The organism is Herbaspirillum seropedicae, from assembly GCF_001040945.1.
In the GTDB taxonomy this organism is placed as follows: Bacteria; Pseudomonadota; Gammaproteobacteria; order Burkholderiales; family Burkholderiaceae_D; genus Herbaspirillum; species Herbaspirillum seropedicae.
The window spans coordinates 538,022-563,692 of record NZ_CP011930.1 but is presented as its reverse complement, the minus strand read 5'-3'; the positions used below and the strand labels follow the sequence as shown (position 1 = coordinate 563,692).

Below are 25,671 nucleotides of genomic sequence, written 5' to 3'. Positions count from 1 at the left end.
GTCATCAAACCGCGACATCAGGACCACCATGCCGACACCGAGACCCTTGCCTTCCCCGTTGCGCCGGCCCGTGCCAGCCCTGCTGCTGGCGGCCTTGCTGGGCCTGCCCTCGGCGCTGCTGCTCAGTGGCTGCGACCGCAGCATCGACCAGCAACTGGCCGCGCATGAAGCGGCGCAGACCACGCTGGGCGTGACGCCCAAGGAGTTCGCAGGGCGCTTCAACCAGCGCCTGCGCGATGTGCTGACCGAAATGCAAGTCGATGACCCCGAGCATATGGCCCATCTCTACATGCTCGACGCCAGCCGGCTGCATCCTGGCCAGTATGAATATGTGCTCGATACCCAGGTCGGCCCTTCCCAGACCACCATCATCGGCACCCTCAACAAGAGTGGTCAGTTACGCAACGTCGGCGTCATGCTGACCAACAAGACTCCGGGAGCGCGCGAGGAATTCCTGGTCTGCGCCGCCAGCGCCGCGCGCAGCTTCGTCGACGCCGGCCAGGAAAAACTGTTGCCATTGATCACCCGTCTGACCACCGTGGCGCTGGACAATCCCGGCCAGCGCATGAGCGAAGTGGTGGCCGACCAGTTGCTGTCGGTGGAACTGGTGCCGCAGGGCGTGCTGTTCCAGGTACAGCCGCGCCAGTAGCCGTCCCCAGCCCCTTGGCCAGATGCTGATGCCGGACAATCTTTCCCGGCATCAAACACCTGCGTCGCGCCTCCCGGCCGCGCAGGTGCAAGCAGGATGAAATGCCGCCTTTGCCCCCCTTGTTTCGCGGATTGAAGCGGCGCCCGGCAGTATAGATTCAGTACCGAGTGTTTTTTCCGCATTACCGAAAACAGGCCGACCACAAGGCCAACGGTAATGCAAGGCGTTGAGAATCACGCACGTCTTTTTCAACCAGGGGAATATCGGGGCTGCAACGCTTGGGAAAGAAGCGTCGCAGCTTTCATCAAAGAGGGGGGAAGGTCAGCGCTGCTAGCGCCGACCCGACCAGGCTACGGGGGCTTGCATGCGCAAAAATCTACCAATCACCACCACCGAACGGCTCCTGGAGGATGGCAAGTCCATCGTCTCCAAGACCGATCTCCAGGGCAACATTCTCTACGTCAATCCCTACTTCATCGAGATCAGCGGCTTCGAGGAAGAAGAACTGATCGGCGCGCCGCAGAACATCGTGCGCCATCCGGAGATGCCGCGCGAAGCCTTCGCCGACATGTGGGCCACGCTCAAGGAAGGCCTGCCCTGGAACGGCCTGGTCAAGAACCGCTGCAAGAACGGCGACTACTACTGGGTCCAGGCCAATGTCACGCCGGTGCGCGAGAATGGCCGCGCCGTGGGTTACATGTCGGTGCGCACGCGCCCCTCGCGCGAACAGGTGCAGGCTGCCGAGGCGGCCTATCGCAAGTTTTCCGCAGGCCAGGCGCGCGGTCTGCGCGTGCATCGCGGAGCCGTGGTGCGCACCGGCCTGACGGGCTGGCTGCAGGGCTTGCGCGAGCTGCCGGTGGCGCGCCGGCTGGGCTGGACGATGGGCGTGCTGACCCTGATGTTCATCCTGGGGGGCGCCGTGGCGGGCAATGCCGTCATGAGCGCCGGTGGCAGCCCCTTTGCGGTCTGGCTGGGCACGGCAGCGGGTGCGCTGATGCTGCTGGCCTCATGGGCCATGCTGCACGCCAGTATCGTGGCGCCGCTGCAAAGAGCCATCAAGGCCGTGCATGGCCTGGCTGGCGGTGACCTCGATTCACACATCGACACCACCGCACGCGGTGACATGGGATTGCTGCTGCAGGCGTTGCAGCAGCTCAACGTCAACCTGCGCGCCATCATCGGCGACGTGCGCCGCAACGTCGAATCGATGACCATCTCCACCGGCGAGATCGCCAATGGCAACATGGACTTGTCCGGACGCACCGAAGCACAGGCCTCGGCGCTGGAAGAAACCGCCTCCAGCGTGGAAGAGTTCGCCGCCACCGTACGCCAGAACGCCGACTCCGCCGCCAACGCCGATCGCCAGGCGCAATCGGCCTCGGCCATCGCGCAACGCGGCGGCAGTTCGGTGCAGCGCATGGGCCGGACCATGGAAGAGATCGACGCGGCCTCGCACAAGATCGTGGACATCATTGGCCTGATCGACGGCATCTCCTTCCAGACCAATATCCTGGCCCTGAACGCCGCCGTCGAAGCGGCCCGGGCCGGCGAGCAAGGACGCGGCTTCGCCGTGGTCGCGGCCGAAGTGCGCACGCTGGCGCAGCGCTCGGCGGCGGCGGCCAAGGACATCAAGGGCCTCATCGATGATTCGCGCGCCAAGGTGGAAAGCGGCAACCAGCTGGTGCGCGAAACCGCGCAAGCCATGGGCGAACTCGGCGGCGCTGTGGAAAACATGGCCGTCACCATGGCCGAGATCACGGTGGCCAGCAATGAGCAGAGCGGCGGCATCGAACAGTTGAACCAGGCCGTCAACGCCATCGACGAAACCACCCAGCAGAACGCCGCCCTGGTGGAACAGGCTGCCGCTGCCGCCGAGAACCTGCGCGACCAGGCCGTCAAGCTGAGCCAGGCCGTGTCCGTGTTCAAGATCAGCTACGCGGTCAGCCGTGCAGCCAATGTCGCGCCGGATACCAGCGTGGCCCTGCCGCCTGCCAGCCAGGGACCTCGCAAGCTGGCCTTGGCGCGATAGTGCAGAAACGCTCAGCGGCGCTTGATCATGCAACAGCGATCAGCGCCGCGTGATCCGGCGAAGGGGCGGACAACAGAGCGGACAAGAGCGCGTACAGGAAAGCGTAAAAAACAGCGTTGAAAAGAGCATTCCCAAAGCACCTGCAAAGGCAGCCAGCACCGCTTTACAGGGAATTGCAAATCTTTACCCGTTTCTGGCGGGATGCGCCTTTTGCTTGATACCCGTGTTCCTTATGATGAACATCCGGTCGCCTATCAACTATGGAACGACCGGTTTCATCGTTAATTACACACAGGGGTCCATCATGAGCATCTCATCCGTCTCTTCCGGCAACAGCAGCTTCTACAACAGCATCGTGCAACCGATCAAGAACGTCGTCTCCGAAGTGGGCGACGAGATCGGCGACGCCTATGACGCCACCGCCGATGCAGTTTCCTCGGCGGCGCACGCGGTGGCCGACAGCGTTTCCTCGGGCGTGAAGGCGATCGGCAACATCATCGACACCAGCGCCTGAACCTGCGCAAGCAATGCCTGGCAAGTCTGGCACGCCTGGCATTGCTTGCATGCATGGCAGTCATGCAATAATCGCGGCAATCCGACTCTCCCGGCCTGCCCGGACCTGCCATGCTGCTGCACACCATCTACCTGATCGCCATCTGCGCCGAAGCCATCTCGGGTGCCCTCATGGGCATCCGCAAGGACATGGATATCTTTGGCGTCTGCCTCATCGGCACCGTCGCGGCATTGGGCGGCGGCACCATGCGCGACATCCTGATCGGCCACTATCCGCTGGGCTGGGTGGCGCATCCGGAATACCTGGCCTTCACCATCTGCGCGGCAGTCGTCGCCGCCGTGGCGGCGCGGGCGCTGCATCATTTCAAGTCGGCCTTCCTGGTGGTCGACGCCTTGGGCCTGGTGGCCTTCACCGTCATCGGCTGCGATATCGCGCGCGGCTTTGCCGACTTCCATCCCGCCATCGTGGTGATGCTGGGCATGGTCACCGGGGTCTTTGGCGGCCTCCTGCGCGATGTGCTCTGCAATGAAATCCCGCTGGTGCTGCGCCGGGAAATCTACGCCAGCGTCTCGCTGCTGACCGGCGCGACCTATGTGGGCGTGCTGCATCTGCAGGTCGATCCGCGCATTGCCACGATGAGCTCGCTGCTGCTGGGTTTTGCAGTGCGCCTGCTGGCCATCCGCTTCCATTGGGAGTTGCCGCGCATGGACAAGGATCGCGTGCGCGGCTTTGACTGAGCCGCATGCAAGAAGGGCCGCAGATGCGCACGTCTGTGGCCCTGCTCATCCCTGTCAGCGCTACCTGGTGTGGTCGTGGCGCTCAGCCCAGCGCGCCGACGCTGCCTTCCAGCAGTTTCCAGGCGTCTTCGCCGAACTTGGCGCGCATGTCCTTGTAGAAGTTGGCGCGGGCCAGCGCTTCCTTGAAGGAATCCTTGTCGGCCTCGACGATCTGCAAGCCCTTGCTGGCCAGGTCGTTGCGGGCAAAGCCGGAGAACGCGGCGATATCGGCGCGCTCGTCGCTGGCGGCCTTGTCGAGTTCGCGGCGCACGATTTCCTGGATGTCCTTGGGCAGCTTCTCGAAGGCGCGCCGGTTGCCCAGGATCCAGTAGGCGTCCCACACATGGTTGGAGATGGTGCAGAACTTCTGCACCTCGTACAGGCGCGCAGTACTGATGATGGCCAAGGGATTTTCCTGGCCCTCGACCAGCTTGGTCTGCAGCGAGGAATAGACTTCATTGAAGTTGATCGGCGTGGGGCTCGCGCCCAGTGCGCTGAACAGTGACGTCAGCATCGGTGCGGCCGGCACGCGCAGCTTCAGGCCCTTGACGTCGCCCGCATTCCTGACCGGCTTGGTCGAGGTGGTGATCTGGCGGAAGCCATTGTCCCAGGGTTTGGACATGGTCAGCAAGCCGACCTTCTCGATCTGCGCGCGCACGTGCGCCCCCAGCGGACCATCCATGGCCTTCCAGACCGCGCCGTAATCATGGAAGGCAAATCCGGTATTGACGATGCCGGCTGCCGGCACCAGCGTGGAGAGCACGGTATTGGCCTGGTTGAAGAATTCCACGCCGCCATTGCGCACCTGCGACATGAGGTCGGTATCCGATCCCAGCTGGTTGGCCGGGAACAGCTTGATCTCCAGGCGGCCATTGGTGGCGTTGCGGATGCGGTCGATGGCTTCCTGGGCGCGCTTGTTGACCGGATGCGAGGGGTCCTGGCCGGTGGCGAATTTATAACTGAACTCGGCCGCACTGGCGGGCCGGCTGAGGATGGAAAACAATGGCAAGGCGGCCCCCACCGCCCCGGCCTTCAGCATGTTGCGGCGTGTGACCTGCTTCTTAGCGCGCTCGTCGTTCATCTCTTGTCTCCTGTGATTTTCTAATAGATGAAGCCGCGCCGGCACATCGGCCGGCGCATGAAAAACTCAATGGATCAGCATGCCGCCGTTGACGTCCAGCGTGACGCCAGTGCAATACTGCGACAGATCGCTGGCCAGGAACACGCACACGCCGCCCACATCATCCGGGCCACCGAGGCGGCCCAGCGGAATGGTCTGGGCGATCTCGGCCTTCTTCTCGGCGCTCAGGATGTCCTTGTTGATATCGGTGGAGATCAGCCCCGGCGTGATGCAGTTGACGCGGATGCCTTGCGGGCCGAACTCCCGCGCCATGGCGCGCGCCAGTCCCAGCACGCCGGCCTTGGCCGCCGAGTAGTGCGGCCCGCCCAGGATGCCGCCGCCGCGCTGCGCCGACACCGACGAGATGCAGACGATGGAACCGCTCTGCTGCGCCTGCATGGCGGGCAGCACGGCCTGCGACATGTAGAGGGTGCCGCGCAGGCTGACGTCGAGGATGCGGTCGTAGTCCTTGCCGGTGATCTCGAGCAGTTTGGCCGGCTGGGTGACGCCGGCATTGTTGACCAGGATGTCGATGCGACCGAACTGCTTGAGCACCGCGGCGGCCGCCGCCTCGCAGGCAGCCTTGTCGGTGACGTCCGCCACCAGGCCCAGGTGCTGCGCCCCCAGGCGCGCCGCCGCGCCGGCCGGCTCGGCCCGTTCCAGGTCGAGGATGACGATGCGGGCGCCTTGTGCGGCCATCAGGCGTGCGGTTGAAAAGCCCAGCCCGTTCTGGCCGGCGCCGCCGGTGATGATGGCGACTTTGTCCTTGAGCAGCATTGTGTGATCTCCAGAAATTGCGTTCGAATGAGGAACACCGGAGCACCCGCCAGGGGCCATGGGCCATGGCGATGGTCTCCTTGTGGTTCTGGAGCCTGATCTTCGAGCTTTCATCCGCAGCGGACAAGTGATGCTTTGTCATGGTGATGTGACGAACGATCATCTGCAGCAGTGATGCGCTAAAATCGGCCGCAAGACCGCGCCAGCACGTGCTGTAGCGCAGCAGAACAAACAAGAGCCCGAGACGCGATGATTCCTCCCCTGACCTCCCTGATGGCGTTCGAAGCCATCGCCCGCCGCAAGAGCTTCAACCTGGCCGCGGCTGAACTGCACCTGACGCCCTCGGCCATCAGCCATCAGGTGGCGCGTCTGGAAAAGCTGCTCGGGCTGCGCCTGTTCGAGCGTTCCACCAAGGGCGTGGAACTGACGCCGGCGGGGCAGTCCTATCTGAACCGGGTGGCGGGTGCGCTGGGCGCGATCAACTCAGCCACCGACGACTTGCGCCATGGGGTGGAGAATTCCTTGCAGATCCATTCCAGCCCCAGCTTCGCCAGCCTGTGGCTGATGCCGCGCATCGGTCGGTTCACGCAACGGCATCCTGATATCGCGCTGGGCCTGTCGGCCTCGCCGGAGATATCGGATTTCGAGATTGGCCAGGTGGACCTGGACATCCGCTGCGGCGTGCCGCACTGGCCGGATCTGGAGATCGAGGCGGTGTTGTCGGAACGGGTCATCCCCATGGCCAGTCCGGATTTCCTGGCGCGCCATCGGATCGACACGCCCGACGACCTGGTGCTGGCCCCGCTGATCCAGTCGCGCGGCAGCCTGCTGCAATGGCCCGAGTGGTTTGCCCGTTATGCGCCGGACCTGCGCCCCGAGCGCATCGCCTTGCGTTTCGACCGCGCCATGATGAGCATCGAAGCCGCCGTGCAGGGCTTGGGCGTGGTCTTCGAGAGCGACGCCTTCGGCGCGGTGGCGCTGGCCAGCGGCCGTCTGCAGCCGGTTTTCGCGGATGGCCTGGCGCTGGAGATCACCCAGCACTACGCCGTCTGTCCGGCGCGCAACAAGTCGCGGCCGGAGGTAATGCTGTTCTTGCAGTGGTTGCGGGAAGAGAGTGGCGCTGCGCTAGCCTGAGCCGTCTTCCCTCGGGCTGGTCTATGCCCTGAGCAAGATTGCGTCATGTTTCACTATCAGGTGCGCCATCAGATTTGAATTTTGGCGCAACTTTTTCCTGTGGCTGCGATTTTGACCTAGGACATAATCCATTTTGTCTTAGAATATCAGCCGTAGTCGTCCCATCCACCTTCCGCTGATGAGCATCCCATGAAAGAAGCCATTGCGTTGCGCCACGTCCATTTCGAAGATGTCGGCATACTTGATTCCCTCCTCGCATCACACGGCTACCGGCTGCGCTATATCGACGCCACCATCGAGCAAGCGGATACGGCAGCTGCCGAACAGGCAGATCTGCTGATCGTTCTCGGCGGTCCCATCGGCGCCTATGACGAGGGCCTGCATCCCTTCCTCCTCAGGGAGCTCGACCTCATCGCCCGCCGCCTCCAGCAGCAGCGGCCTCTCCTGGGAATCTGCCTGGGGGCGCAGTTGATCGCCCGGGCGCTGGGGGCGGAGGTGGCGCCAATGGGCCTCAAGGAGATCGGCTATGCACCGCTCGACCTGAGCACGGAAGGCCGGCTCTCGCCCCTGGCCGCGCTGGAGGGACAGCCCGTCCTGCATTGGCACGGGGACCAGTTCGCTATTCCGCCTGGCGCCACCTGCCTGGCCAGTACGCCGGTGTGTCCGCATCAGGCGTTCTCGCTGGGCGCGCATGTCCTGGCGCTGCAATTCCATCTCGAGGCTGATCCTGCACGGATCAACCAATGGCTGGTCGGCCATGCCTGCGAGCTCGGCCAGGCCGGTATCGATCCCCGCTCGCTGCGGGAACAGGCGAAGCGCTTCGGTACGGATCTACGCAGCGCGGCGCATGCTGTCATGTCGAACTGGCTGGATAAGCTGGAAGCATCCCAGAGCGCCCTCTCCTGAGAACGTCGCCTCCTATGAAAATCCACGGCAAGACCGCGACAGAAATCTTCGAGTGCGTGCGCACCCTGGTCCAGACCCAGCGCCTGCATCCCGGACAGCTATTGCCGCCCGTGCGCGAGCTGGCCGAGCAGCTCGGCGTGAATCGCAATACGGTGGCGGCGGCCTATCGCCGCCTGTCCACGGCGGGCATCGCCAGCACCCAGCGCCGGCTGGGAACGAGCATCCGCAGCTTGCCTGCCCCCGGAGAGCAGGAAGGCAGCCAACCGGGCACGACGCTCATCGACCTCGCCCACGGCAATCCCGATCCGCGCTGGCTGCCTGATCTGGCCGCGCTCTGGCGGGGCCGCTCGTATCAGCCGCGGCTGTATGGCGCCGATACGGTCAATCCTGCACTGGCCAATTACATCGCCCAGTGGTGTGGCCTGGATTGTCCTGCGGGCTTCGAAGTCGATCTGGCCCATGGCGCGGTCGATGCGATCGAACGCCTGCTCTTTGCCTATCTTCGTCCCGGCGACAAGGTGGCGGTGGAGAACCCCTGCTTTCTTGCCAGCATCAATCTGATCCGGACCTCGGGCCTGGAATCCGTCGGCGTGAGCGTCGATGCCGAGGGCATGCGGGTGGACGAACTGCGGTCAGCGCTGGCCAAGGGCGTCCGCGCCGTGATCCTGACACCGCGCGCCCACAATCCCACCGGCTGCGCGCTGAGCGCGGCGCGCGCGCTGGCGCTACGACGGCTGCTGGAAAAACATCCGCATGTGCTGGTGATCGTGGATGATCACTTTGCCCTGACCTCCATGGCGCGGTATCACTCCGTCATTCCTGCGGCTGCGCCGCGCTGGGCGCTGGTGCGTTCGTTTTCCAAGGCGCTCGGTCCGGACCTGCGGGTGGCGGCAGTGGCAAGCGACGCCGCCACCTCGCAACTGCTGCGTACACGCCTGAGCCCGGGCGGCAGCTGGGTCAGTCATTTCCTCCAGGACAGCATCGAGTCAGCCTTGAGCCGACCCGACACCGCCAGGCTGATGCAGCAAGCGCGCGCAGACTACGCAGCACGACGTGAACGGCTGGAGCGAGCGCTGCACAAGGAGGGCATTGCATGCGCCACCGGCGGCGATGGCCTCAATCTGTGGATCGCGCTCTCCGGCGATGACCAGGCCGCGGCCCTGTCGATGGCGCGCCTGGGCTGGCTGCTGCGGCACGGCGAAGCCTTTTCCGTGCAGCAGCGCGTACACGGTTTGCGCATCACCCTTTCGGCGCTGGAGGCTGACGCCGCCGGCAAGCTCGCGGCCGATCTGCGTCGCAGCCTGAGCTGAAGGCAGGGCTGATGGCGCGGACAGGCGTGCGGGAGCGCCCTCCCGCATCAGTGATCAGTTGTCGGGCGAGGGCCAGTAATGGGAATCCGGCAAGGCGCGGGCGCCGAAGAGCGCCTGTCCCACGCGTACCACGGTGGCGCCCTCTTCGATGGCGATCTCGTAGTCACCCGACATGCCCATGGAAAGTTCATCGAGCTGCGCGCCTGCCGGCACGTCCTGCCGCAGGCGCTCGCGCAGGTTTCGCAACAGGCTAAAGCAGGGCCTGACCCGCGCCGGGTCGGGCGAAAACACGGCGAGCGTCATCAGCCCGCGCAGGCGCAGCGCCGGATAGGCGTGCAATTGGCGCAGGAATGGAGCGACCTCCTCGGGCGCCAGACCATACTTGCTGGCTTCGCCGGAGGTATTGACCTGCACGAAGACATCCAGCCCCCGTCCTTCCTGCTGCAGGCGGCGCTCCAGGGCTTGCGCCACACGCAGGCTGTCCAACGCCTGGAACTCGGCGGCGAAGCGGGCGACCAGCTTGGCCTTGTTGGTTTGCAGATGGCCGATCACCGACCATTGCAGTCCGCTCAGGTCTTGCGTGGCTTCCCATTTGTGGCAGGCTTCCTGCGGCTTGTTTTCACCGAGCAGGCAACAGCCGGCGGCATAGGCGAGACGGATGCTGGACTCCGGCTTGGTCTTGCTCACCGGCAGCAGCCGCACACTGGAAGCAGGACGTCCTGCACGTTCGCACGCCGCAGCAATGCGCCTGTGCACTGCCGCCAGGTTGGCGCGAAATTCATCCAACGACGCTGCTGCCGGCCAGCGACCGTGCATGTCGTGACGGATTGCGGTGCTCTCGTCTTCGGGGAATTGTGGATCGCTCATGATGGCCTCATGCATTGCACACTTTGTCATAGGACAAAATATAGCACAGTGGTTTGGCCGGCCCATTGGCAATGGGCAATGGGCAATGGGCAATGGGCAATGGGCAATGGGCAATGGGCAATGGGCAATGGGCAATGGGCAATGGGCAGGAGGTCAACTTACGCCCCGAGCCGCCGCATGTTGCCGGTGCGACGCAGGACCTAGTTGACGCGGATTCAGTCATTGCTGAATTTTCATCGCTTGCCTCATCAGGCCGCCCTCGCAAAGAATAGGCCTCCACCATCACAACGGAGACCCACGTCCCGGCCGCTCGGCACGGGCGCCTTGCCGTCATGAACGAACATCCCCTGCAGCCGCTGGCGCACGCCATCCGCTTCCTCTCCATCGACGCCATCGTGCGCGCCACCGAGGGCCACCAGGGCGTGCCGCTGGGCATGGCCGAGATCGCTACCGCCCTGTATGCGCGCCACCTGCGCTTCAACCCGGCGGCGCCGACCTGGTGGGATCGCGACCGCGTGGTGCTCTCCAATGGCCATGGCTCGATGCTGCTCTATTGCCTGCTCTACCTGACCGGCTACGAACACATCACCCTGGAACAGGTGCGCAGCTTCCGCGAGTTCGGCTCGCACTGCGCCGGCCACCCGGAATACGCGCCCGAGCTGGGCATCGAAGTCACCACCGGCCCGCTCGGTCAGGGCATCGCCAACGCCTTCGGCATGGCGGTGGCCGAGGCCTATCTCAATGCGCGCTTCGGTGACGACATCGTCAACCATCGCACCTATGCCTTCGTCGGCGATGGCTGCCTGCAGGAGGGCATCGGCCAGGAAATGATTTCCCTGGCGGGCCACCTGCGCCTGCACAAGCTGACCTTGCTGTGGGATGACAACCAGATCACCGACGACGGCAAGACCGAGCTGTCCATCAGCGAGAACGTGGCCGAGCGCTTCCGCGTGGCGGGCTGGCATGTGGTGGAGGTGGACGGCCATGACATCCAGGCAGTGTCACGTGCACTGGATGCCGCACAAGGCTCGGACAGGCCGTCGATGATCGCCTGCCGCACCGTGATCGGTCGCGGCATCCCACGCGTGCAGGGGCAGCGCGGCGGTCACAGCGCGCGCCTGTACGAGGACGATGCCCAAGCTGCACGCGAACTGCTGCAATGGCCGCACGCTCCCTTCGATGTCCCGCAGGACATCCTTGCGCAATGGCGCAGCTTCGGTCAGCGCAACGACGCCCAGCACCAGCAGTGGCAAGCCCGCGTGCAAGCGCTGCCAGCGGCGCAGCGCGCCGAATTCGAACGCGTCATGCGCGGCGAATTGCCTAGTGGATGGCAGGAAGTGCTGCTGCCATTCAAGCGCAGTGCGCACGAGCCGGAACAGGCGCAAGGCGGCATCCTGATCTCGGCGGCCATCAACAAGCTGCTGGCCGAGGTGATGCCCGAGCGCATGGTCGGTTGCGCCGACCTGGAAGCGCCGACGGCGCACAAGGGGGGATTGCATGCCTTCACTGCTGATGATCGCAGCGGCGCCTATGTCCATTGCGGCGTGCGTGAACATCTGATGGGTGCGATGGCCAATGGCATGGCGGCGCACGGTGGCGTCATTGCGCTGTCGGTCACTTATCTGGCCTTTTCGGATTACGAACGTCCGGCCATGCGCATGTCGGCGCTGATGGGATTGCCGGTCAAGTATGTGTTCAGCCATGACTCCATCGGCATCGGCAAGAATGGCCCGACCCACCAGCCGGTGGAAATCCTGGCCTCGCTGCGCGCCATGCCCAACATGCTGGTGATGCGCCCGGCAGACGCGACCGAGGCGGTCGAATGTTGGGAGATCGCCATGCAACATCGCAGCGGCCCGGTGAGCATGGTCTTTGCGCGCCAGGCCTTGCCGCCGGTGCGCCGCCAGTATGAGGCAGAGAACCGCTGCGCACGCGGCGGCTATGTGCTGCACGAGGCGCAATGCGGTGCGCGCCAGGTCACGCTGCTGGCCACCGGTTCGGAGGTGGCGCTGGCCTGCGCGGCGCGCGCACAGCTGGAAGCGGCAGGCATCGCCACGGCGGTGGTCTCGCTGCCTTGCTGGGAACTGTTCGACCAGCAGGACACGGCCTATCGCCAGCAGGTGCTGGGTGAGCAGACGGTGCGCGTGGGTGTGGAAGCGGCGCTGCGCTTTGGCTGGGACCATTACCTGGGCGCCCGCGGCGGCTTTGTCGGCATGCCGGGCTTTGGCGCGCCGGGGCCGGCCGATGTGCTTTATCGTCACTTCAACATCACGGCGGAGGCGGTGGTGGCAGAGGCGCGGCGCTTGCTGGTGCAAGGGACACACTAGGGCCTGTTCACATTCAATCTGTGAGAAGCGTTGCCCCAGAACGCAAAAAGCCCGCCTTGAATCAGGCGGGCCGTTCATTGATTACACTAGATTGGCCCAGGCCCACGCTATCTGCGCAGTGCCGTTGGCCTGACGTACCCGGCCTATCTGGACGGTGCCGTCGTCATGCAGTTGTCCGTTTTATTGTCCTGCCGCCGTTGTGTTGACGGGGGAGCGACGCTGGTGACGAACCATAATTAACTATTTGCTACACGGGACAAACCCGTGAGCGGCTGGCTTGCACACTCCCTGCTGCATGCCCGCGCTATCTGCACGGCCACATGCGGCCTGGCGGCTGCCTGCCGCGTCCGGCGTGCCGGAAAGATCCCGACGCACGTCAGACCCGCCTCACCTTCCTTGTCCAGAATGACCGGCCCTTGCTATCTGCAAGGTGACAGTCTGCGGCTGACCGTCTGGAACAGGTCGGTGAGGCTGGTTGCTGCCTGCCTGCGCGCTGGAGCGTATGGAGTTCCAGCGCACTGCCAGGCAAGGGCAGCGAGGATGTTCGTTGGCTTAGGCGATGACCTTGATGTTGGTCGCCTTCTCGCCCTTCGGACCGACACCGCGGTCGAAGGACACGCGCTGGTTTTCCGAGAGGCTGCGGAAGCCGGTGGACTGGATGTCCTGGAAGTGGGCGAAGACGTCTGCGCCACCTGCATCAGGAGTGATGAAACCGAAGCCCTTGGCATCGTTGAACCACTTGACTACGCCGGTTTGACTGCTCATGTTTATTTCCTTTGAAACGTGTTGAGGCAACATGCCTGGAGGGCACTTGAGACCAAGAACTGAAACCGAAGGAAAGAAAACAGAACGACCGAGGAGGGAACGACAGTCAGGCGGAATTGGAACCAACAAGAATACTACTTGATGCAAGTACAAGGCGTATTGTACACCACCACAAACAAGATGACGAAAATTAGTGACTTTTGTGTGGCATTTCGTCCAATCTCGCCGCTGGCAGGGGCTAGAGCGCGGGCATGGTGGGCTTAACCGCTTTTTCACCTCCGGCGTAACTGCGGCCAAGTCATCAATACGGTATATTGCTTGCAGCAAAAGACCGGGTCCTGTTTTGCACAGGTTGGGGCGGCAAGACGGAACCACGGTTTCCCAGCAAGTCCACCTGTCCTTGCCTGCCCTTATCCATGCCACTGTTCAGACGCTCCAGACGCTCTTCGCGCTCGTCCTTGCACGCCCCTTCCCGTGATCTGCGCAGCACTGGCCTGCCGGTCAGGTTCGGTATCTCTGCCCTGGTGATGGCGGGCATGATCCTGCTGGCCGTGGTGCTGGTGACGGTGGGCTGGTGGGGTGCGCGCCAGGTCTTGCTGGACATGGCCGAACGTTCGGCCCAGGACGCCGGGCGCATCATGACCGAGCGCTCGCGCCGCATCATCGACCCCGCCGTGGCGACGCTGCGCCAGCTGGCATTTGATCCTATCACCCAGGCCGGAGAACTGGATACGCGACTCGCGCGCATCGCCGCCTTTTCTGCGGACCTGGTCGCCAATCCCTTGGTCTCGGCGGTCTATGTGGGCTATCCGAATGGCGACTTCCTGCTGGTGCGCGCCTTGCGCGGCGCCGAGCAGCGCAGTTTCTTCCGCGCGCCCGAGTCGGCGCGCTTCCTGGTGCAGACCATCACCCGCAACGCCAACGGCCAGGAGCACGGACAGTACCGCTTCTATGACGACGACCTGAGGCTGCTCTCGCTGCGCGAGCAGCCCGAGTATCACTTCGATCCACGCACCCGCCCCTGGTACGCCAGCGCCAACCGTGCGCTGATGCCCTCGATCTCTGCGCCCTACGTCTTCTTCACCACCCGCCAGATCGGCATCAGCCTGTCGCAGCGCGCCCATGCCAGCGAGGCCGTGGTCGCCATCGACATGACCCTCGACGATCTCGCCACCAGCCTGGGCAATCTGCGCCTCACGCCCCACAGCGAACTGGCGCTGGTCGATGAGGCCGGCAAGGTCATCGCCTACAGCGACATGAACCGGGTGCTGGAACAGGATGGCGACAGCTTCCGCTTCCGCTCGCTGGACGAACTCAATGTCCCCACCCTGTCGCTGCTGGCCAGGCGCGCGCGTAGCGGCCAGACCAATGCGCTCTATCACGCTGGTGGCCAGGAGTGGCTGGGGCTGTCGCTGCCCTTCAATGTCATCGACGACCATCCCCTGCATCTGCTCATTGCCGCGCCGGGCGACGAGCTGCTGGGCCAGTTGGAACGCAATCGCAAGACCATGGTGCTCATTGCCCTGTTCCTGGTGATCGCCTTCCTGCCGCTGGGCTGGTGGGCCGGCCGCGCCATTGGCCGCAGCATGGAACGGCTGGCCGCGCGCGCCCGGCGCATGTCGCGCTTCGACTTCCGCGAGCAGGGCAAGACCGCCAGCATGCTGCGCGAGGTCAACATGCTCACCGAGATGGTGGACAACGTCAGCCTGACCGTGGAAGCCTTCCTCGACATCAGCGCCATCCTCAGTACCGAGACGCATGTCGAACAGATGCTGCAACAGGTGCTGGAGAAATTCATCCAGGCCACCCGCTGCCAGGCCGGCGCGGTCTACCTGTGGCAGCGCGAGAGCGGCCAGATGCAGCGCGCCGCCGGCTACGGCGCCGACCATGGGCTGGCGGAATCCTTCGCTCATGATCGCCAGCACACGCCATCCAGCAACACGCGTGCACTGCCCGATGGCAGCTTGCGGGTAGAGCTGGACCTGCGCGGACGCAATGGTTCACTGGAAGGCTTGCTGGTGCTGGTGCATGCCCATGACAGCGCGCATGGCGATCCGCGTTTCCTGGCCTTTGCCCGCAGGCTGTCGGGGATGCTGGCCGTGGCCATTGAAACGCGCCAGCTGATCGCCGCGCAGAAGGCGCTGCTGGAGTCCCTGATCCGCCTGATGGCCGACGCCATCGACGCCAAGAGTCCCTACACCGGCGGCCATTGCGAGCGCGTACCGCATCTGGCGATCATGCTGGTGGAGCGGCTGGCGCAGGAGCGCGAAGGCCCGTATGCCGGCTTCAGCCTGAACGAAGACGAACGCTATGCCTTCCGGCTGGCCGCCCTGCTGCATGACTGCGGCAAGGTGACCAGCCCCGAGCACATCGTCGACAAGGCGACCAAGCTGGAAGTGATCCACAATCGCATCCATGAAGTGCGGATGCGCTTTGAAGTCTTATGGCGCGACGCCGAGCTGGCGCTGCTGCATCAGTTGCCGCAAGCGCTATCGGAGCAGCAGGCGCAAGCGCTGGAGGCGCAGCGCGCGCGGCTGCGCGAGGACTTTGCCTTCGTGGCCCAGTGCAATGTGGGCAGTGAAGCGATGTCAGAAGAAGCCATTGCCCGCCTGGCCCGCATCGCCACGCAGACCTGGGAGCGCCATTTCGATGACAGCCTGGGCCTGGCGGCAGAGGAAGCGCGCCGCCTGGCCGCCACGCGCCAGGGACAGGCAGCGCAGGTCTTGCCGGTGACCGAGCCCTTGCTGGCCGATCGCCCCGAACACATCGTGCCCTGGGATGAAGAGCACCGTCCGGCGGTGGAGCGAGGCGACCCGCGCAATACGCTGGGCTTTGACATGACATTGCCGCGCTATCGCCAGAACATGGGCGAGCTGCACAACCTGGGCATCCGCCGTGGCACGCTCACGCCCGAGGACCGGTTCGCCATCAACAATCACATCGTACAGACGCTGGTGATGTTGAAGAGCCTGCCCTGGCCGGAATCGCTCAAGAGCGTGCCGGACACGGCGGCCAATCACCACGAGAAGATGGATGGCACCGGCTACCCGCGCCGGCTCAAGGCCAGCGAGCTGCCCTTGCAGGACAGGGTGATGGCGCTGGCCGATGTGTTCGAAGCGCTGACCGCCGCGGACCGGCCCTACAAGCCGGCCAAGACGCTCTCGGAGTCACTGCGCATCATGGCCAATATGTGCCGGGAACGGCATCTGGATACGGAGTTGTTCCGGTATTTCCTGCGTAGCCGGTTGTGGGAGGTGTATGCGGGGGAGTTGCTCAAGGAGGGGCAGATTGATGCGGTGGATATCGTCGAGATCGAGGCGCTGACCGGAACCGCCGCTTCCTGACCGGCACAGCAGCGCTACTTGCTCCGCGACCACCGCTCACAAATGCAGATGGCTGCATCCCATAGGCTGGCCGACCAGCTCGCCGATGGCCTGGGCCAGGCGCATCGTGCTGTCCTGATCCATCCCCTGCAGCCGGATCATCCGGAATCCAAACCCGAGGCTGTATTGCCAGTCCAGATCCAGGAGGTGATAGTTCTGGCCGGTCTGTTCGCAATACCACTGCGCGCCGGGATCCTCGAAGGCCGCACCGATGAAATCGACATGGCTCTCGAAGGGCGGCAGCGCCGCCAATGGCTCATCGCTGCCGGGCAGGCAAGGCGGCTCAAGATTTTCGCCCACGCACACCGACGGATGCGGGCCATCATAGGCCAGCAGAGTGAGGTGGAAGCGGTCAGGAGCTTCCTCGTAGTATCGCGCCCCTTCTTCGCTCAGCAGCGCCACCGCCGCGGGTCCGAGTTTGTAGGCCGGGCTGTGCCAGGTACAGTGGTCCGACTTTTCCTTGATCAGAGAGCAGATGTCGTGACGCGCCAGCAGTTGCAGCGTCTCGGCCATGGTCATGTCATCGCGGATGGGCAAGCCCTCGGGCAACGTGCCCGCGCCAACGTAGTCACGCAGCACGTCACCGGTGGTCTGCGCGCCCTCACGCCATACCAGTTGGCAGTCCAATGCCTGGCACAGCCTGTGGCGCAGCTCATTGAGCGCCCAGGCAGGTACATCGCTGCCGCGCGGTGAGATGACAAAGCCCTTTTCCAGCAACAGGGCGTCGAGCGCTGGCCAGTCGGGCGGCGGCAGGTGGGGCTGGAGCGGGAAGATGTACTGTTCGTGCAGGGACATGGTGGCGGTCTCCGATGGCTGAACCAGGGAAATGACGAGGAGATAGACTGGGGTGTCGTTGTTCAGTTCAGCCGGTGAATGCGTTGGGCCGGGTCCTGAGAGTAAGATTAGGCTCCCAGCCAACCATCTCCAGCAGGAGCCAGGCATCATGAGCGAGCGTCGTGTTCCCCCTGTCAGTCCAGTCCGTGGCATACGGCCTCTGTCGGAGGTTAGCGTCAAAAGGACTTATTTCCGGCAATTGAATCAATGGCGGAAGATGTCTGAGAAATATGCCAAGGAGAGGAAAGCGAGGGAGGCTGAGGAGAAGGATAAATGAGCTGGGAACTGGATTTGCCCAGGATTTAAATAGCAAATTCGATAGCTCCCAGGGGAAATCCGTCGTCCGATCTCGCCCCGCCCTACCCCGCCTCCGGTTGGTTCGAAAAGTACAATCCCGCGGAAAGTTCAGGCTCTCTCCGAGCCGATAGCCGTAGATGCGAAGGGAAAACCGCCCGCAAAATGGAGATCGCCACGGCAATCTACCCGCGCATGCAGAAGAATAAAATCCTCACACGCATGGAATTCATCGATGAATTCGTCATACCCTCATAGATCTGCCACATCTCGGCGAGAAAGCTGACTACCGGCTGTTCGGTCTCGAAGCCGGGAATATCTTCGAAGATGACGAGTAGTATTTCAAAGAATCCGTAATAACCAAAACCTAGACCGCTATCTTCCGCGATAGCGTGGACCAGTGTATTCTTTTGTTCAAGGGATAGTGTTTGCGTTGAAATTTCGCCGTAGCAGCCTTTTTCCATGAGCCTTCCCAGAAAATGCACTGTGGCAACAGCATAAAACACAACGATGAAAAATTGATAATCGGATGCGAATAGGGGCTTCGATTTATCAGGAAAAATTTGAGAGAAATTAAAACTCTAACTTAGCTTTAGCTGTTTTAACTACTCTAAAAAAACAAGAGGAGTGGGAAACACATGCTACTGAAATCAGCTATAGCGTTCGGAATTGCGATCGTTTCACCTTTTGCATTCGCAGCGAATGGATTCGAGTCTATCCTGCATGATGGAATCACGATGACATTTATCGCGATTAACCTATCTCTAACGGTGTATTTCACTTGCTTTCGCTTCAACCGCTTTGCTGTTCAACACGGCCCCGAAATACTTACGACTGTTGGCATATTCGGGTGTTTTCTAGGTATAGCCCTTGCGCTATTGCACTTTGACTCAGCAAAAGTGTCTTCAAGCGTTCCACACTTATTAGAGGGTGTAAAGACGGCATTTTGGGCTTCCGTCAGCGGGGTTTTTGGCTCTTTATGTATTCGTTTTCGGCATCACCAACAAAAGAGCCCCATTCCACACAGTATTGGCGCCCCTAAAGCGGCGAGCTTAGATGACGTAGTGGCCGCTACTCAAGCTTTGCAGAGGAGCCTATCGGGTACTGAAGACGGCAGCCTGCTCTCTCAACTAAAACTGATGAGACAAGAACAAAATGATCAACTAACTGCGCTGCGCGGCTCTTTCGACGCGTTCGCCAGCAAGATGGCAGAAGATGGATCGAAAGCGTTAATCGAAGCTTTAAAAGAAGTGATTCGAGATTTTAACGCTCAAATCAACGAGCAATTCGGACAAAATTTCCAGCATCTAAATATGGCTGTGGAAAAACTAGTAGTTTGGCAAGTTCAATATCGCGAGGAGTTAGATAAGCTACAAGCCGTACAACAGTCTTCAGCGACAGATCTTCAAAACGCAGCCAATGGAATGTCCCTAATGGTGAGCCGCGCTGATGGTTTCACTGAAACAGCCTCAAGACTCGAGCAATTGCTTCGAGGACTTTCCCAGCAATACGCCGCCATTGAAGATTCGCAGCGCTCTCTTTCCGCCGTACTGATTGAAATGAAGGATGTCACCCCAGTGTTCGCAAAAAAAATGGAAGAACTCGCCGATGCAATAAAGCTGGGTGTTTCTAGAGTCCAATCAGATGTCAGCGATATAGTGAAGAATTTTGGTGTGCAAATACAAGGATCGTCGGCCGAAATGAAGCAATTGCTCTCTGAGACGATCAAATCATCGCAAAAGCAAGTGAACGATGAAATGCAGAAGGGGCTAGATACCATCAGACAAGGTGTGGTGTCCCTAGACAAAGGACTGCAAGAGGAATTGACTAAAAGCTTGGAATCACTTGGACGTCAGTTGGCGTCCTTGTCCGAGAAGTTCGTAGCTGACTATAGTCCTCTAACAGATAAGCTGCGCGATGTTGTCCGGATCGCTAGCGCCCAATAGATATGGATATTGAGCAAAGCAACCAATCATACTGGATCCCACTAGCTGACCTCATGACAGGTCTAATGATGGTATTCATGCTCCTAACTGCAGCTTTTATGCTGCGTGTGGAGCAAACGACTACGCTGGTCGTGAATGAGTTTGAAGAAACAAAGAGCGATATGTTGCAAGCACTTCAAAAGGAGTTTTCACGAGATTTGAAACAGTGGAATGCAGAACTGCTCGGCGACATGACGATCCGTTTTAATGACCCTACCGTGCTGTTTGCCACAGGCTCTGCTGAACTTAGGCCAAAATTCAAGCAAATTCTTAGAGATTTTTTCCCCCGATACGTAACGATGCTTACGTCAGATAAGTATCGAGATGCAATAAAAGAAATAAGAATTGAGGGTCACACCAGCCGAAGCTGGACAAATAGCACCGACACGAAAACCGCGTACTTTCTTAACATGGAGCTCTCTCAAGCGCGAACCAGAAGTGCACTCGAATTTTTACTTAGGCTTCCCGCAGTAGAACGACAGCAAGACTGGCTAGTGGGACATGTCACAGCCAATGGCCTCTCATCTTCTAAGCCTATATCACCAGACGACAACTCAGCAGCTGCACAACTAGCTAACCAACGAGTGGAGTTTCGTATTGTCACAAATGCTAGCGACAGAATGGATCAAATCGCTCGCGATTTGAAGGCAGAGCAGCCTTGAAGCTACCAAATTTTCTTCTAGCCTCTGATCTAAATGCGTTGCGTCACGAAATGGGCGCATCGTTAGCCGTAGGCTTTAAAATCGAAAACATATATAAGCCGATAGATCTTCGTGATCAGTTGAGGCAAGACGGCATAGAAGTTAAATTCGATGAAGTTCAGGTTCTGCAAGATGGAACACTAGCCTATAAAGGGTACCGCGTTCTTCTATACATCCGTGATGTATCCAATTTCGGGCAACGCGAGGAAATGCCCAAATTTCATCTCGCTTTTTGCGGCACGCTCGACAAAATGAAGCGAAATCATCGATTCGCTCGCTACGTCGTGGCCAATCGAGACGATGGTATGTTCCAAGTGAATATTATGGAGCACGGGGCGAAACCAAAAATCGTTGAGCTAAACGTTTGCCAAATGTGCCTCGCGTCGATTTCCTGGAAGGGATTTCAACTGGACCTCGATCGCACCCTTCGTATTGACCGCGTAAAGAATTTTCTACTGAAGGATTTTTTTAATCAGTACCCACAAGATCTAATTCTCGAAAAGCCAGTTCATACATCTGAGACAGCTCCGCTTAATGATTACTCGGTCGATTGGGGAGATATATCCGAGCGGATTAAACAGACGCGGGGATATCGCTGCAGTAAGTGCCGCATTGCGCTGGGTATACGCGAGTCAAAATATATGCACGTCCATCACATAAATGGAATGAAAAATGATAATTCCGATGCTAATCTTTCGGTACTATGTATTCGATGTCACGCGGACGAACCGATGCATGAGCATATGAAATCTCTCCCAGCGTATGTTGATTTTGTTTCGCGCTATCCGAATAGGCCAGTACTCACGCGACAAAGCAGTGTAAAAAGGGGAAAGCTTTAAATCACTAATTTGAACCAAACATGGACCCAGAAAAAATACAATCCGATATCGATACAGTGTTGAGTTTCATGAACGATGACATGGAAGGCATGGGAGGGACCATTCAATCTGTACATTTTTCATTTGTTGCTGGTAAAAGCGATCGCACTGCATTTGACGAGAAATACAGCTGGTCAGAGGATTACCTATTCAAAATCATTAATATTTGTAATTCACGGTCGCTTCTGAAAAAAACCTATGGGAATTTTTCACACATCACGCTGACGGAAGAAGGGCAAAGCAGAGCGATTTCGATTAAGCACGGAAAAAACCGTTCATACGAACTTGGAGCGAGTATGCAAATTGCCACATTAAACGTGCATGGCCCTGCGCAAGTCGGGAACGGAAATGTGCAGAATATTCACAACGTATTTAATCAGCTTCTACAAAAAATCGACGAATCCAATGCTACGGAGGAAGAAAAGCAGGAAGCCAAAGGTCGCCTATCGAAGTTTCTTGGGCATCCTCTAGTAACGTCAATTGTCGGCGGACTTGCAGGTTCATTGTCAGGGCTTGCATAGCTGTGGAAGAACTGAAAGAAACAATCCGGTTGCGATGCTCATTCTGCCGCTCTTCAGAATTTGCACTGCCTTATATGGATTATTCTCCCCCCGCGGGAAGTCTGGTTGTTTGTGCAAATTGTGGTAGAGAGAATGACATTACATCTTTAGTTGTTGTTGCAAAAGCAGTGGGTCTCTCTCTAGCACGAGACTATGCCGATCAGCTAGTAACTGAGATGAAGAATGAACTTATGAGATCGTTCAAGAACAGCAAATTCATCAAAATAAAATAAATTCTGATGCCTAATACTTTCGTGACTATCTTCCACGACCGACTATGAAATTTGATCCAAATTCGGAAGAGGGTCAAAAGCGCTTAATAACGCTTATCGAGGAGATGGAAGATCAAACAGACCGAGGCGTCGCTATTGTTGGTGCTGCTTGGGTAGAAGAGGCAATGACTACGGCATTGGAGTTTTTTTTGCATTCCGACCCAAAGTCCTGGAACAAACTCTTTACAGGCGATGGCCCTTTGTCCAACTTTTCGGCAAAAATTGACTTATGCAGCCTTTTGGGAATGATCAATGGCACGATTAAAACTGACTTACATATAGTTCGTTCAATCAGGAATGAGCTTGCTCATCAGATTGTCCATCGTTCCGAACATACAAAATTGACCTTTGAATCTTCTCACATATCTGACAGATGCAGAGCTATTAAGTGTATCGCTCATGAGAACGTCCAGACACCACGTACAGCATTTGTCCGCGCTTGCGCAATGCTCAGTTCAGATTTTGAGTTATTAATATACGCAGGCAACAAACTGCCGGTCGGTGGAAAAATCATAGCTCGCAGTGAGGCTGGAAAATGATCTCTTCGGGATGCTTTTGTCAGTACTAGAGCATTCTGTGCATAAAGATCAACGATGAGAAAAAAGCATGAGATTGCATGTTCTTTCCAACCGCGATAACAGCTTGAAGCAACCGGCCATCACAGAATCGATACCACTGGACAACTTTCAAGTTCACAAAACACCCGGAAAACCGCGTAAAATTGCGGGCTCCGCGGGTGTAGCTCAATGGTAGAGCAGAAGCTTCCCAAGCTTAAGACGAGGGTTCGATCCCCTTCACCCGCTCCAGCTCGCATGCCTGCGACCGCTTCCAGCCCTGCCTGGCAAGATGCTTCCAGGCCGCTCCTCACCGTTTCTCGAGTCATCCATGTCTGAAAACAAATCCGGCAAGCCGCTGTTCTATGATCCCAGCGAGCGTCGCATCCGTAGTTTCGTTACCCGCGCCGGGCGCGTGTCGGTTGGGCAAGGGCGCGCGCTGGAAGAACTGGGGCCGCGCTTCCTGCTGCCCTACGACAAGGCGCCGCTGGACCTGGAAGCAGCCTTCGGACGCAAGGCGCCGACCATCCTCGAGATCGGTTTCGGCATGGGGGAGACCAGCGCCAAGATTTCCGCGCTGATGCCGGAAAAGAATTTCATCGGGGTGGAAGTGCATACCCCTGGCGTGGGCAGCTACCTGAAACTGATCGGCGAAGGCCATCTGGAAAACGTGCGCATCATCCAGCACGATGCCGTGGAAGTGCTGACCAACATGATCGCGCCCGATACGCTGGCTGGGGTGCATGTGTTCTTTCCCGATCCGTGGCACAAGGCGCGCCATAACAAGCGTCGCCTGATCCAGAGTCCGCTGGTGCAGCTGATCAGCTCGCGCCTGGCACCGGGTGGCTATCTCCACTGCGCCACCGACTGGGAAGAATATGCGATCCAGATGCTGGACGTGCTGTCGGCCGAGCCGACCTTGAAGAATACGGCGACCGATCCGTCCGGCTATGTGCCGCGTCCGGAATACCGCGATACCACCAAGTTCGAAAACCGCGGCCTGCGTCTGGGGCACGGGGTGTGGGACCTGGTGTTCGAGAAGCGCGCCTGACGCCGGTTGCTCTCGTGCTCAAGTCAAAACGGCATGTCCCTTGCGGGACATGCCGTTTTTTCATGGGCGATGCAATGAGGATGGTGCAGAAAACGTCAGGCGCGCCTATCAGGACTGCAAGGACTACGAGGACTGCGCGGCCTGCATCTCGGCAATCAGGGCGATGATCTGGGCGCCATAGGTCTCCAGCTTCTTCTCGCCCACGCCGGTGACGTGGCGCAGGTCGTCCAGCGACTGCGGGCGTGCCTTGGCGATCTCGCGCATGGTGGCGTCGTGGAAGATGACGTAGGCCGGGACGTTGTGGGCGCGCGCGGTTTCCACGCGCCACCAGCGCAGCTTTTCGAACAGGGCCTGCTCTTCGGTCGACAGATCGGTCTCGACGAAGCTGGAGCGCTGCGAACTGCGCTTGGCCTTCTCGGGCTTCTGGTAGCGACGCAGCTGCACGGCCTGCTCGCCGCGCAGGACCGGGCGGGCGGCTTCGGTGAGCTTCAAGGCGCTGTAGTTGTCGGCGTCCACTGTCAGCAGGCCCAGCGCGATCACCTGGCGCAGGATGGCGCGCCATTCGGCTTCGCCACGATCGCTGCCGACCCCGAAGACGGAAAGCTGGTCATGCCGCCATTGCTTGACGCGCTCGCCGTCGATGCCGCGCAGAACCTCGATCACATGGCCGGGGGCGAAGCGCTGTTCGACCCGGTAGACGGTGGAGAGCAGCTTCTGCACTTCGACGGTGGCATCGAAGGAGACCGGCGGGGTGAGGCAGGTGTCGCAATTGCCGCAGGGGGCGGACTTCTCGCCGAAATAATCCAGCAGATGGACGCGCCGGCAATGCAGGGTTTCGCACAGGGCCAGCATGGCGTTGAGCTTGGTGCCGAGGACGCGCTTGAAGGTCTCGTCGGCGTCGGATTCGTCGATCATGCGGCGCTGTTGCACCACGTCCTGCAGGCCATAGGCCATCCAGGCATCGGCGGGCAGGCCGTCGCGACCGGCGCGGCCGGTCTCCTGGTAATAGCCTTCAACGCTCTTGGGCAGGTCGAGATGGCAGACGAAACGCACGTCGGGCTTGTCGATGCCCATGCCGAAGGCGATGGTGGCGACCATCACGATCTTGTCTTCCCGCAGGAAGCGCGCCTGGTTGGCGGTGCGCTGGGCGTAGTCCATGCCGGCGTGATAGGCGAGCGCATTGATGCCTTCACTGCGCAGGAAGTCGGCGGTCTCCTCGACCTTCTTGCGGGAGAGGCAATAGACGATGCCGGCGTCTTCGGGATGCTCGCTCTTGATGAAGTCCAGCAGCTGCTTGCGGCCATTGGCCTTTTCGACGATCTGGTAGCGGATGTTGGGACGGTCGAAGGACGAGACGAACTGGCGCGCATCTTCCAGCTGCAGGCGATGGATGATCTCTTCGCGGGTCTGCTGGTCGGCCGTGGCGGTCAGGGCGATGCGCGGCACCTGCGGGAAGCGCTCGTGCAGCACCGACAGCTTGATGTATTCGGGGCGGAAATCGTGGCCCCACTGCGAGACGCAGTGCGCTTCGTCGATGGCGAAGAGCGAAATGCGCGCCGACTCCAGCAGGTCCAGGCAGCGCGGCGTCATCAGGCGCTCGGGGGCGACGTAGAGCAGGTCAAGGTCGCCCTGGCGCAGGCGACGTTCGATCTGCATGGCTTCGTCGAAGCTCTGGGTGGAATTGAGGAAGGCGGCGCGCACGCCCACTTCATCGAGGGCGTCGACCTGATCCTGCATCAGCGCGATCAGCGGCGAGATCACCACGCCGGTCCCTTGCCGCAGCAGGGCCGGGACCTGGTAGCACAGCGACTTGCCGCCGCCGGTGGGCATGAGCACCAGGGCGTCACCGCCGCCGGCGACGTGCTGGACGATCTCACCCTGGTGGCCACGGAAGGAGGAATAGCCGAACACCGTCTCCAGCACGTGCAGAGCGCGTTCTTGCGGAGGGGCGTCGGCGGGCAGGGAATCGAAGTCGACCATGGAAG

22 protein-coding genes and 1 tRNA gene are annotated in these 25,671 nt (G+C 60.4%); 16 read left to right on the top strand and 7 right to left on the bottom strand.

Annotated features, from left to right (window positions below):
• The first annotated feature begins 28 nt into the window (after positions 1 to 28).
• The 4 genes from ACP92_RS02560 (at position 29) to ACP92_RS02545 (ending at position 3,929) form a co-directional block, all read left to right on the top strand.
• A complete protein-coding gene (locus ACP92_RS02560; RefSeq protein ID WP_013232552.1) occupies positions 29 to 649 on the top strand; it encodes a hypothetical protein in 621 nt (206 codons plus the stop codon).
• A gap of 364 nt (positions 650 to 1,013) precedes the next feature.
• On the top strand, positions 1,014 to 2,678 hold the full coding sequence (locus tag ACP92_RS02555; protein WP_013232551.1) for a methyl-accepting chemotaxis protein: 1,665 nt from the start codon (positions 1,014 to 1,016) through the stop codon (positions 2,676 to 2,678).
• Positions 2,679 to 2,982: 304 nt separating this feature from the next.
• Entirely contained in the window at positions 2,983 to 3,192 is a 210-nt protein-coding gene (locus ACP92_RS02550; protein ID WP_041310055.1) for a hypothetical protein, read from the top strand.
• A 110-nt stretch (positions 3,193 to 3,302) separates the two neighbouring features.
• On the top strand, positions 3,303 to 3,929 hold the full coding sequence (locus tag ACP92_RS02545) for a trimeric intracellular cation channel family protein (RefSeq protein ID WP_013232550.1): 627 nt from the start codon (positions 3,303 to 3,305) through the stop codon (positions 3,927 to 3,929).
• Between the two features lie 82 nt (positions 3,930 to 4,011).
• Here the strand turns inward: ACP92_RS02545 and ACP92_RS02540 are convergent, their stop codons facing one another.
• On the bottom strand, positions 4,012 to 5,049 hold the full coding sequence (locus ACP92_RS02540; RefSeq protein ID WP_013232549.1) for a TRAP transporter substrate-binding protein: 1,038 nt from the start codon (positions 5,047 to 5,049) through the stop codon (positions 4,012 to 4,014).
• Positions 5,050 to 5,115: 66 nt separating this feature from the next.
• Positions 5,116 to 5,865 carry an SDR family NAD(P)-dependent oxidoreductase gene (locus ACP92_RS02535; protein ID WP_013232548.1) on the bottom strand — a complete coding sequence of 250 codons (750 nt, stop codon included), beginning with the start codon at positions 5,863 to 5,865 and terminating at the stop codon, positions 5,116 to 5,118.
• A gap of 249 nt (positions 5,866 to 6,114) precedes the next feature.
• On the opposite strand from ACP92_RS02535, the gene ACP92_RS02530 reads away from it, so the two are divergent.
• The 3 genes from ACP92_RS02530 (at position 6,115) to ptsJ (ending at position 9,215) form a co-directional block, all read left to right on the top strand.
• Positions 6,115 to 6,999: a LysR substrate-binding domain-containing protein gene (locus ACP92_RS02530; RefSeq protein ID WP_013232547.1), complete on the top strand. Its 885-nt coding sequence runs from the start codon at positions 6,115 to 6,117 to the stop codon at positions 6,997 to 6,999.
• A 189-nt stretch (positions 7,000 to 7,188) separates the two neighbouring features.
• A complete protein-coding gene (locus tag ACP92_RS02525) occupies positions 7,189 to 7,905 on the top strand; it encodes a glutamine amidotransferase (protein ID WP_013232546.1) in 717 nt (238 codons plus the stop codon).
• Positions 7,906 to 7,919: 14 nt separating this feature from the next.
• Positions 7,920 to 9,215 carry a MocR-like B6 salvage transcription factor PtsJ gene (ptsJ, locus tag ACP92_RS02520; RefSeq protein WP_013232545.1) on the top strand — a complete coding sequence of 432 codons (1,296 nt, stop codon included), beginning with the start codon at positions 7,920 to 7,922 and terminating at the stop codon, positions 9,213 to 9,215.
• A 54-nt stretch (positions 9,216 to 9,269) separates the two neighbouring features.
• On the opposite strand, the gene ACP92_RS02515 is transcribed toward ptsJ, so the two are convergent.
• Complete coding sequence (locus ACP92_RS02515; protein WP_013232544.1) at positions 9,270 to 10,082, bottom strand: YggS family pyridoxal phosphate-dependent enzyme; 813 nt, start codon at positions 10,080 to 10,082, stop codon at positions 9,270 to 9,272.
• 332 nt (positions 10,083 to 10,414) lie between these two features.
• On the opposite strand from ACP92_RS02515, the gene tkt reads away from it, so the two are divergent.
• Positions 10,415 to 12,409 carry a transketolase gene (tkt, locus tag ACP92_RS02510; protein ID WP_013232543.1) on the top strand — a complete coding sequence of 665 codons (1,995 nt, stop codon included), beginning with the start codon at positions 10,415 to 10,417 and terminating at the stop codon, positions 12,407 to 12,409.
• Positions 12,410 to 12,961: 552 nt separating this feature from the next.
• Here the strand turns inward: tkt and ACP92_RS02505 are convergent.
• Positions 12,962 to 13,174, bottom strand: coding sequence for a cold-shock protein (locus ACP92_RS02505; RefSeq protein WP_013232542.1), 213 nt, complete (start codon positions 13,172 to 13,174; stop codon positions 12,962 to 12,964).
• A gap of 416 nt (positions 13,175 to 13,590) precedes the next feature.
• Here ACP92_RS02505 and ACP92_RS02500 point away from each other — a divergent pair, with 416 nt between their 5' ends.
• On the top strand, positions 13,591 to 16,518 hold the full coding sequence (locus ACP92_RS02500) for an HD domain-containing phosphohydrolase (protein WP_082147452.1): 2,928 nt from the start codon (positions 13,591 to 13,593) through the stop codon (positions 16,516 to 16,518).
• A gap of 36 nt (positions 16,519 to 16,554) precedes the next feature.
• Here the strand turns inward: ACP92_RS02500 and ACP92_RS02495 are convergent, their stop codons facing one another.
• Both ACP92_RS02495 and ACP92_RS02490 read right to left on the bottom strand, forming a co-directional pair.
• Positions 16,555 to 17,352: a hypothetical protein gene (locus ACP92_RS02495; protein WP_013232540.1), complete on the bottom strand. Its 798-nt coding sequence runs from the start codon at positions 17,350 to 17,352 to the stop codon at positions 16,555 to 16,557.
• A gap of 518 nt (positions 17,353 to 17,870) precedes the next feature.
• Entirely contained in the window at positions 17,871 to 18,149 is a 279-nt protein-coding gene (locus ACP92_RS02490; protein ID WP_041310049.1) for a hypothetical protein, read from the bottom strand.
• Positions 18,150 to 18,323: 174 nt separating this feature from the next.
• Here ACP92_RS02490 and ACP92_RS02485 point away from each other — a divergent pair, with 174 nt between their 5' ends.
• From ACP92_RS02485 to trmB, 7 genes are all read left to right on the top strand, one after another.
• A complete protein-coding gene (locus ACP92_RS02485) occupies positions 18,324 to 19,631 on the top strand; it encodes a coiled-coil domain-containing protein (RefSeq protein ID WP_013232538.1) in 1,308 nt (435 codons plus the stop codon).
• Between the two features lie 77 nt (positions 19,632 to 19,708).
• Positions 19,709 to 20,332: an OmpA/MotB family protein gene (locus tag ACP92_RS02480; protein WP_244273907.1), complete on the top strand. Its 624-nt coding sequence runs from the start codon at positions 19,709 to 19,711 to the stop codon at positions 20,330 to 20,332.
• Positions 20,329 to 21,210: an HNH endonuclease signature motif containing protein gene (locus tag ACP92_RS24155; RefSeq protein WP_013232536.1), complete on the top strand. Its 882-nt coding sequence runs from the start codon at positions 20,329 to 20,331 to the stop codon at positions 21,208 to 21,210. The genes ACP92_RS02480 and ACP92_RS24155 overlap by 4 nt, the downstream gene beginning before the upstream one ends.
• 20 nt (positions 21,211 to 21,230) lie before the next feature.
• Positions 21,231 to 21,770 carry a hypothetical protein gene (locus tag ACP92_RS24150; protein WP_013232535.1) on the top strand — a complete coding sequence of 180 codons (540 nt, stop codon included), beginning with the start codon at positions 21,231 to 21,233 and terminating at the stop codon, positions 21,768 to 21,770.
• Between the two features lie 316 nt (positions 21,771 to 22,086).
• Complete coding sequence (locus ACP92_RS24140) at positions 22,087 to 22,620, top strand: hypothetical protein (protein ID WP_013232534.1); 534 nt, start codon at positions 22,087 to 22,089, stop codon at positions 22,618 to 22,620.
• Between the two features lie 193 nt (positions 22,621 to 22,813).
• Positions 22,814 to 22,887: transfer RNA gene (locus ACP92_RS02475), tRNA-Gly, on the top strand.
• A gap of 79 nt (positions 22,888 to 22,966) precedes the next feature.
• A complete protein-coding gene (trmB, locus tag ACP92_RS02470) occupies positions 22,967 to 23,686 on the top strand; it encodes a tRNA (guanosine(46)-N7)-methyltransferase TrmB (protein ID WP_041310046.1) in 720 nt (239 codons plus the stop codon).
• A gap of 123 nt (positions 23,687 to 23,809) precedes the next feature.
• On the opposite strand, the gene recQ is transcribed toward trmB, so the two are convergent.
• A complete protein-coding gene (gene recQ, locus ACP92_RS02465) occupies positions 23,810 to 25,666 on the bottom strand; it encodes a DNA helicase RecQ (RefSeq protein ID WP_013232532.1) in 1,857 nt (618 codons plus the stop codon).
• Positions 25,667 to 25,671 lie beyond the last annotated feature (5 nt).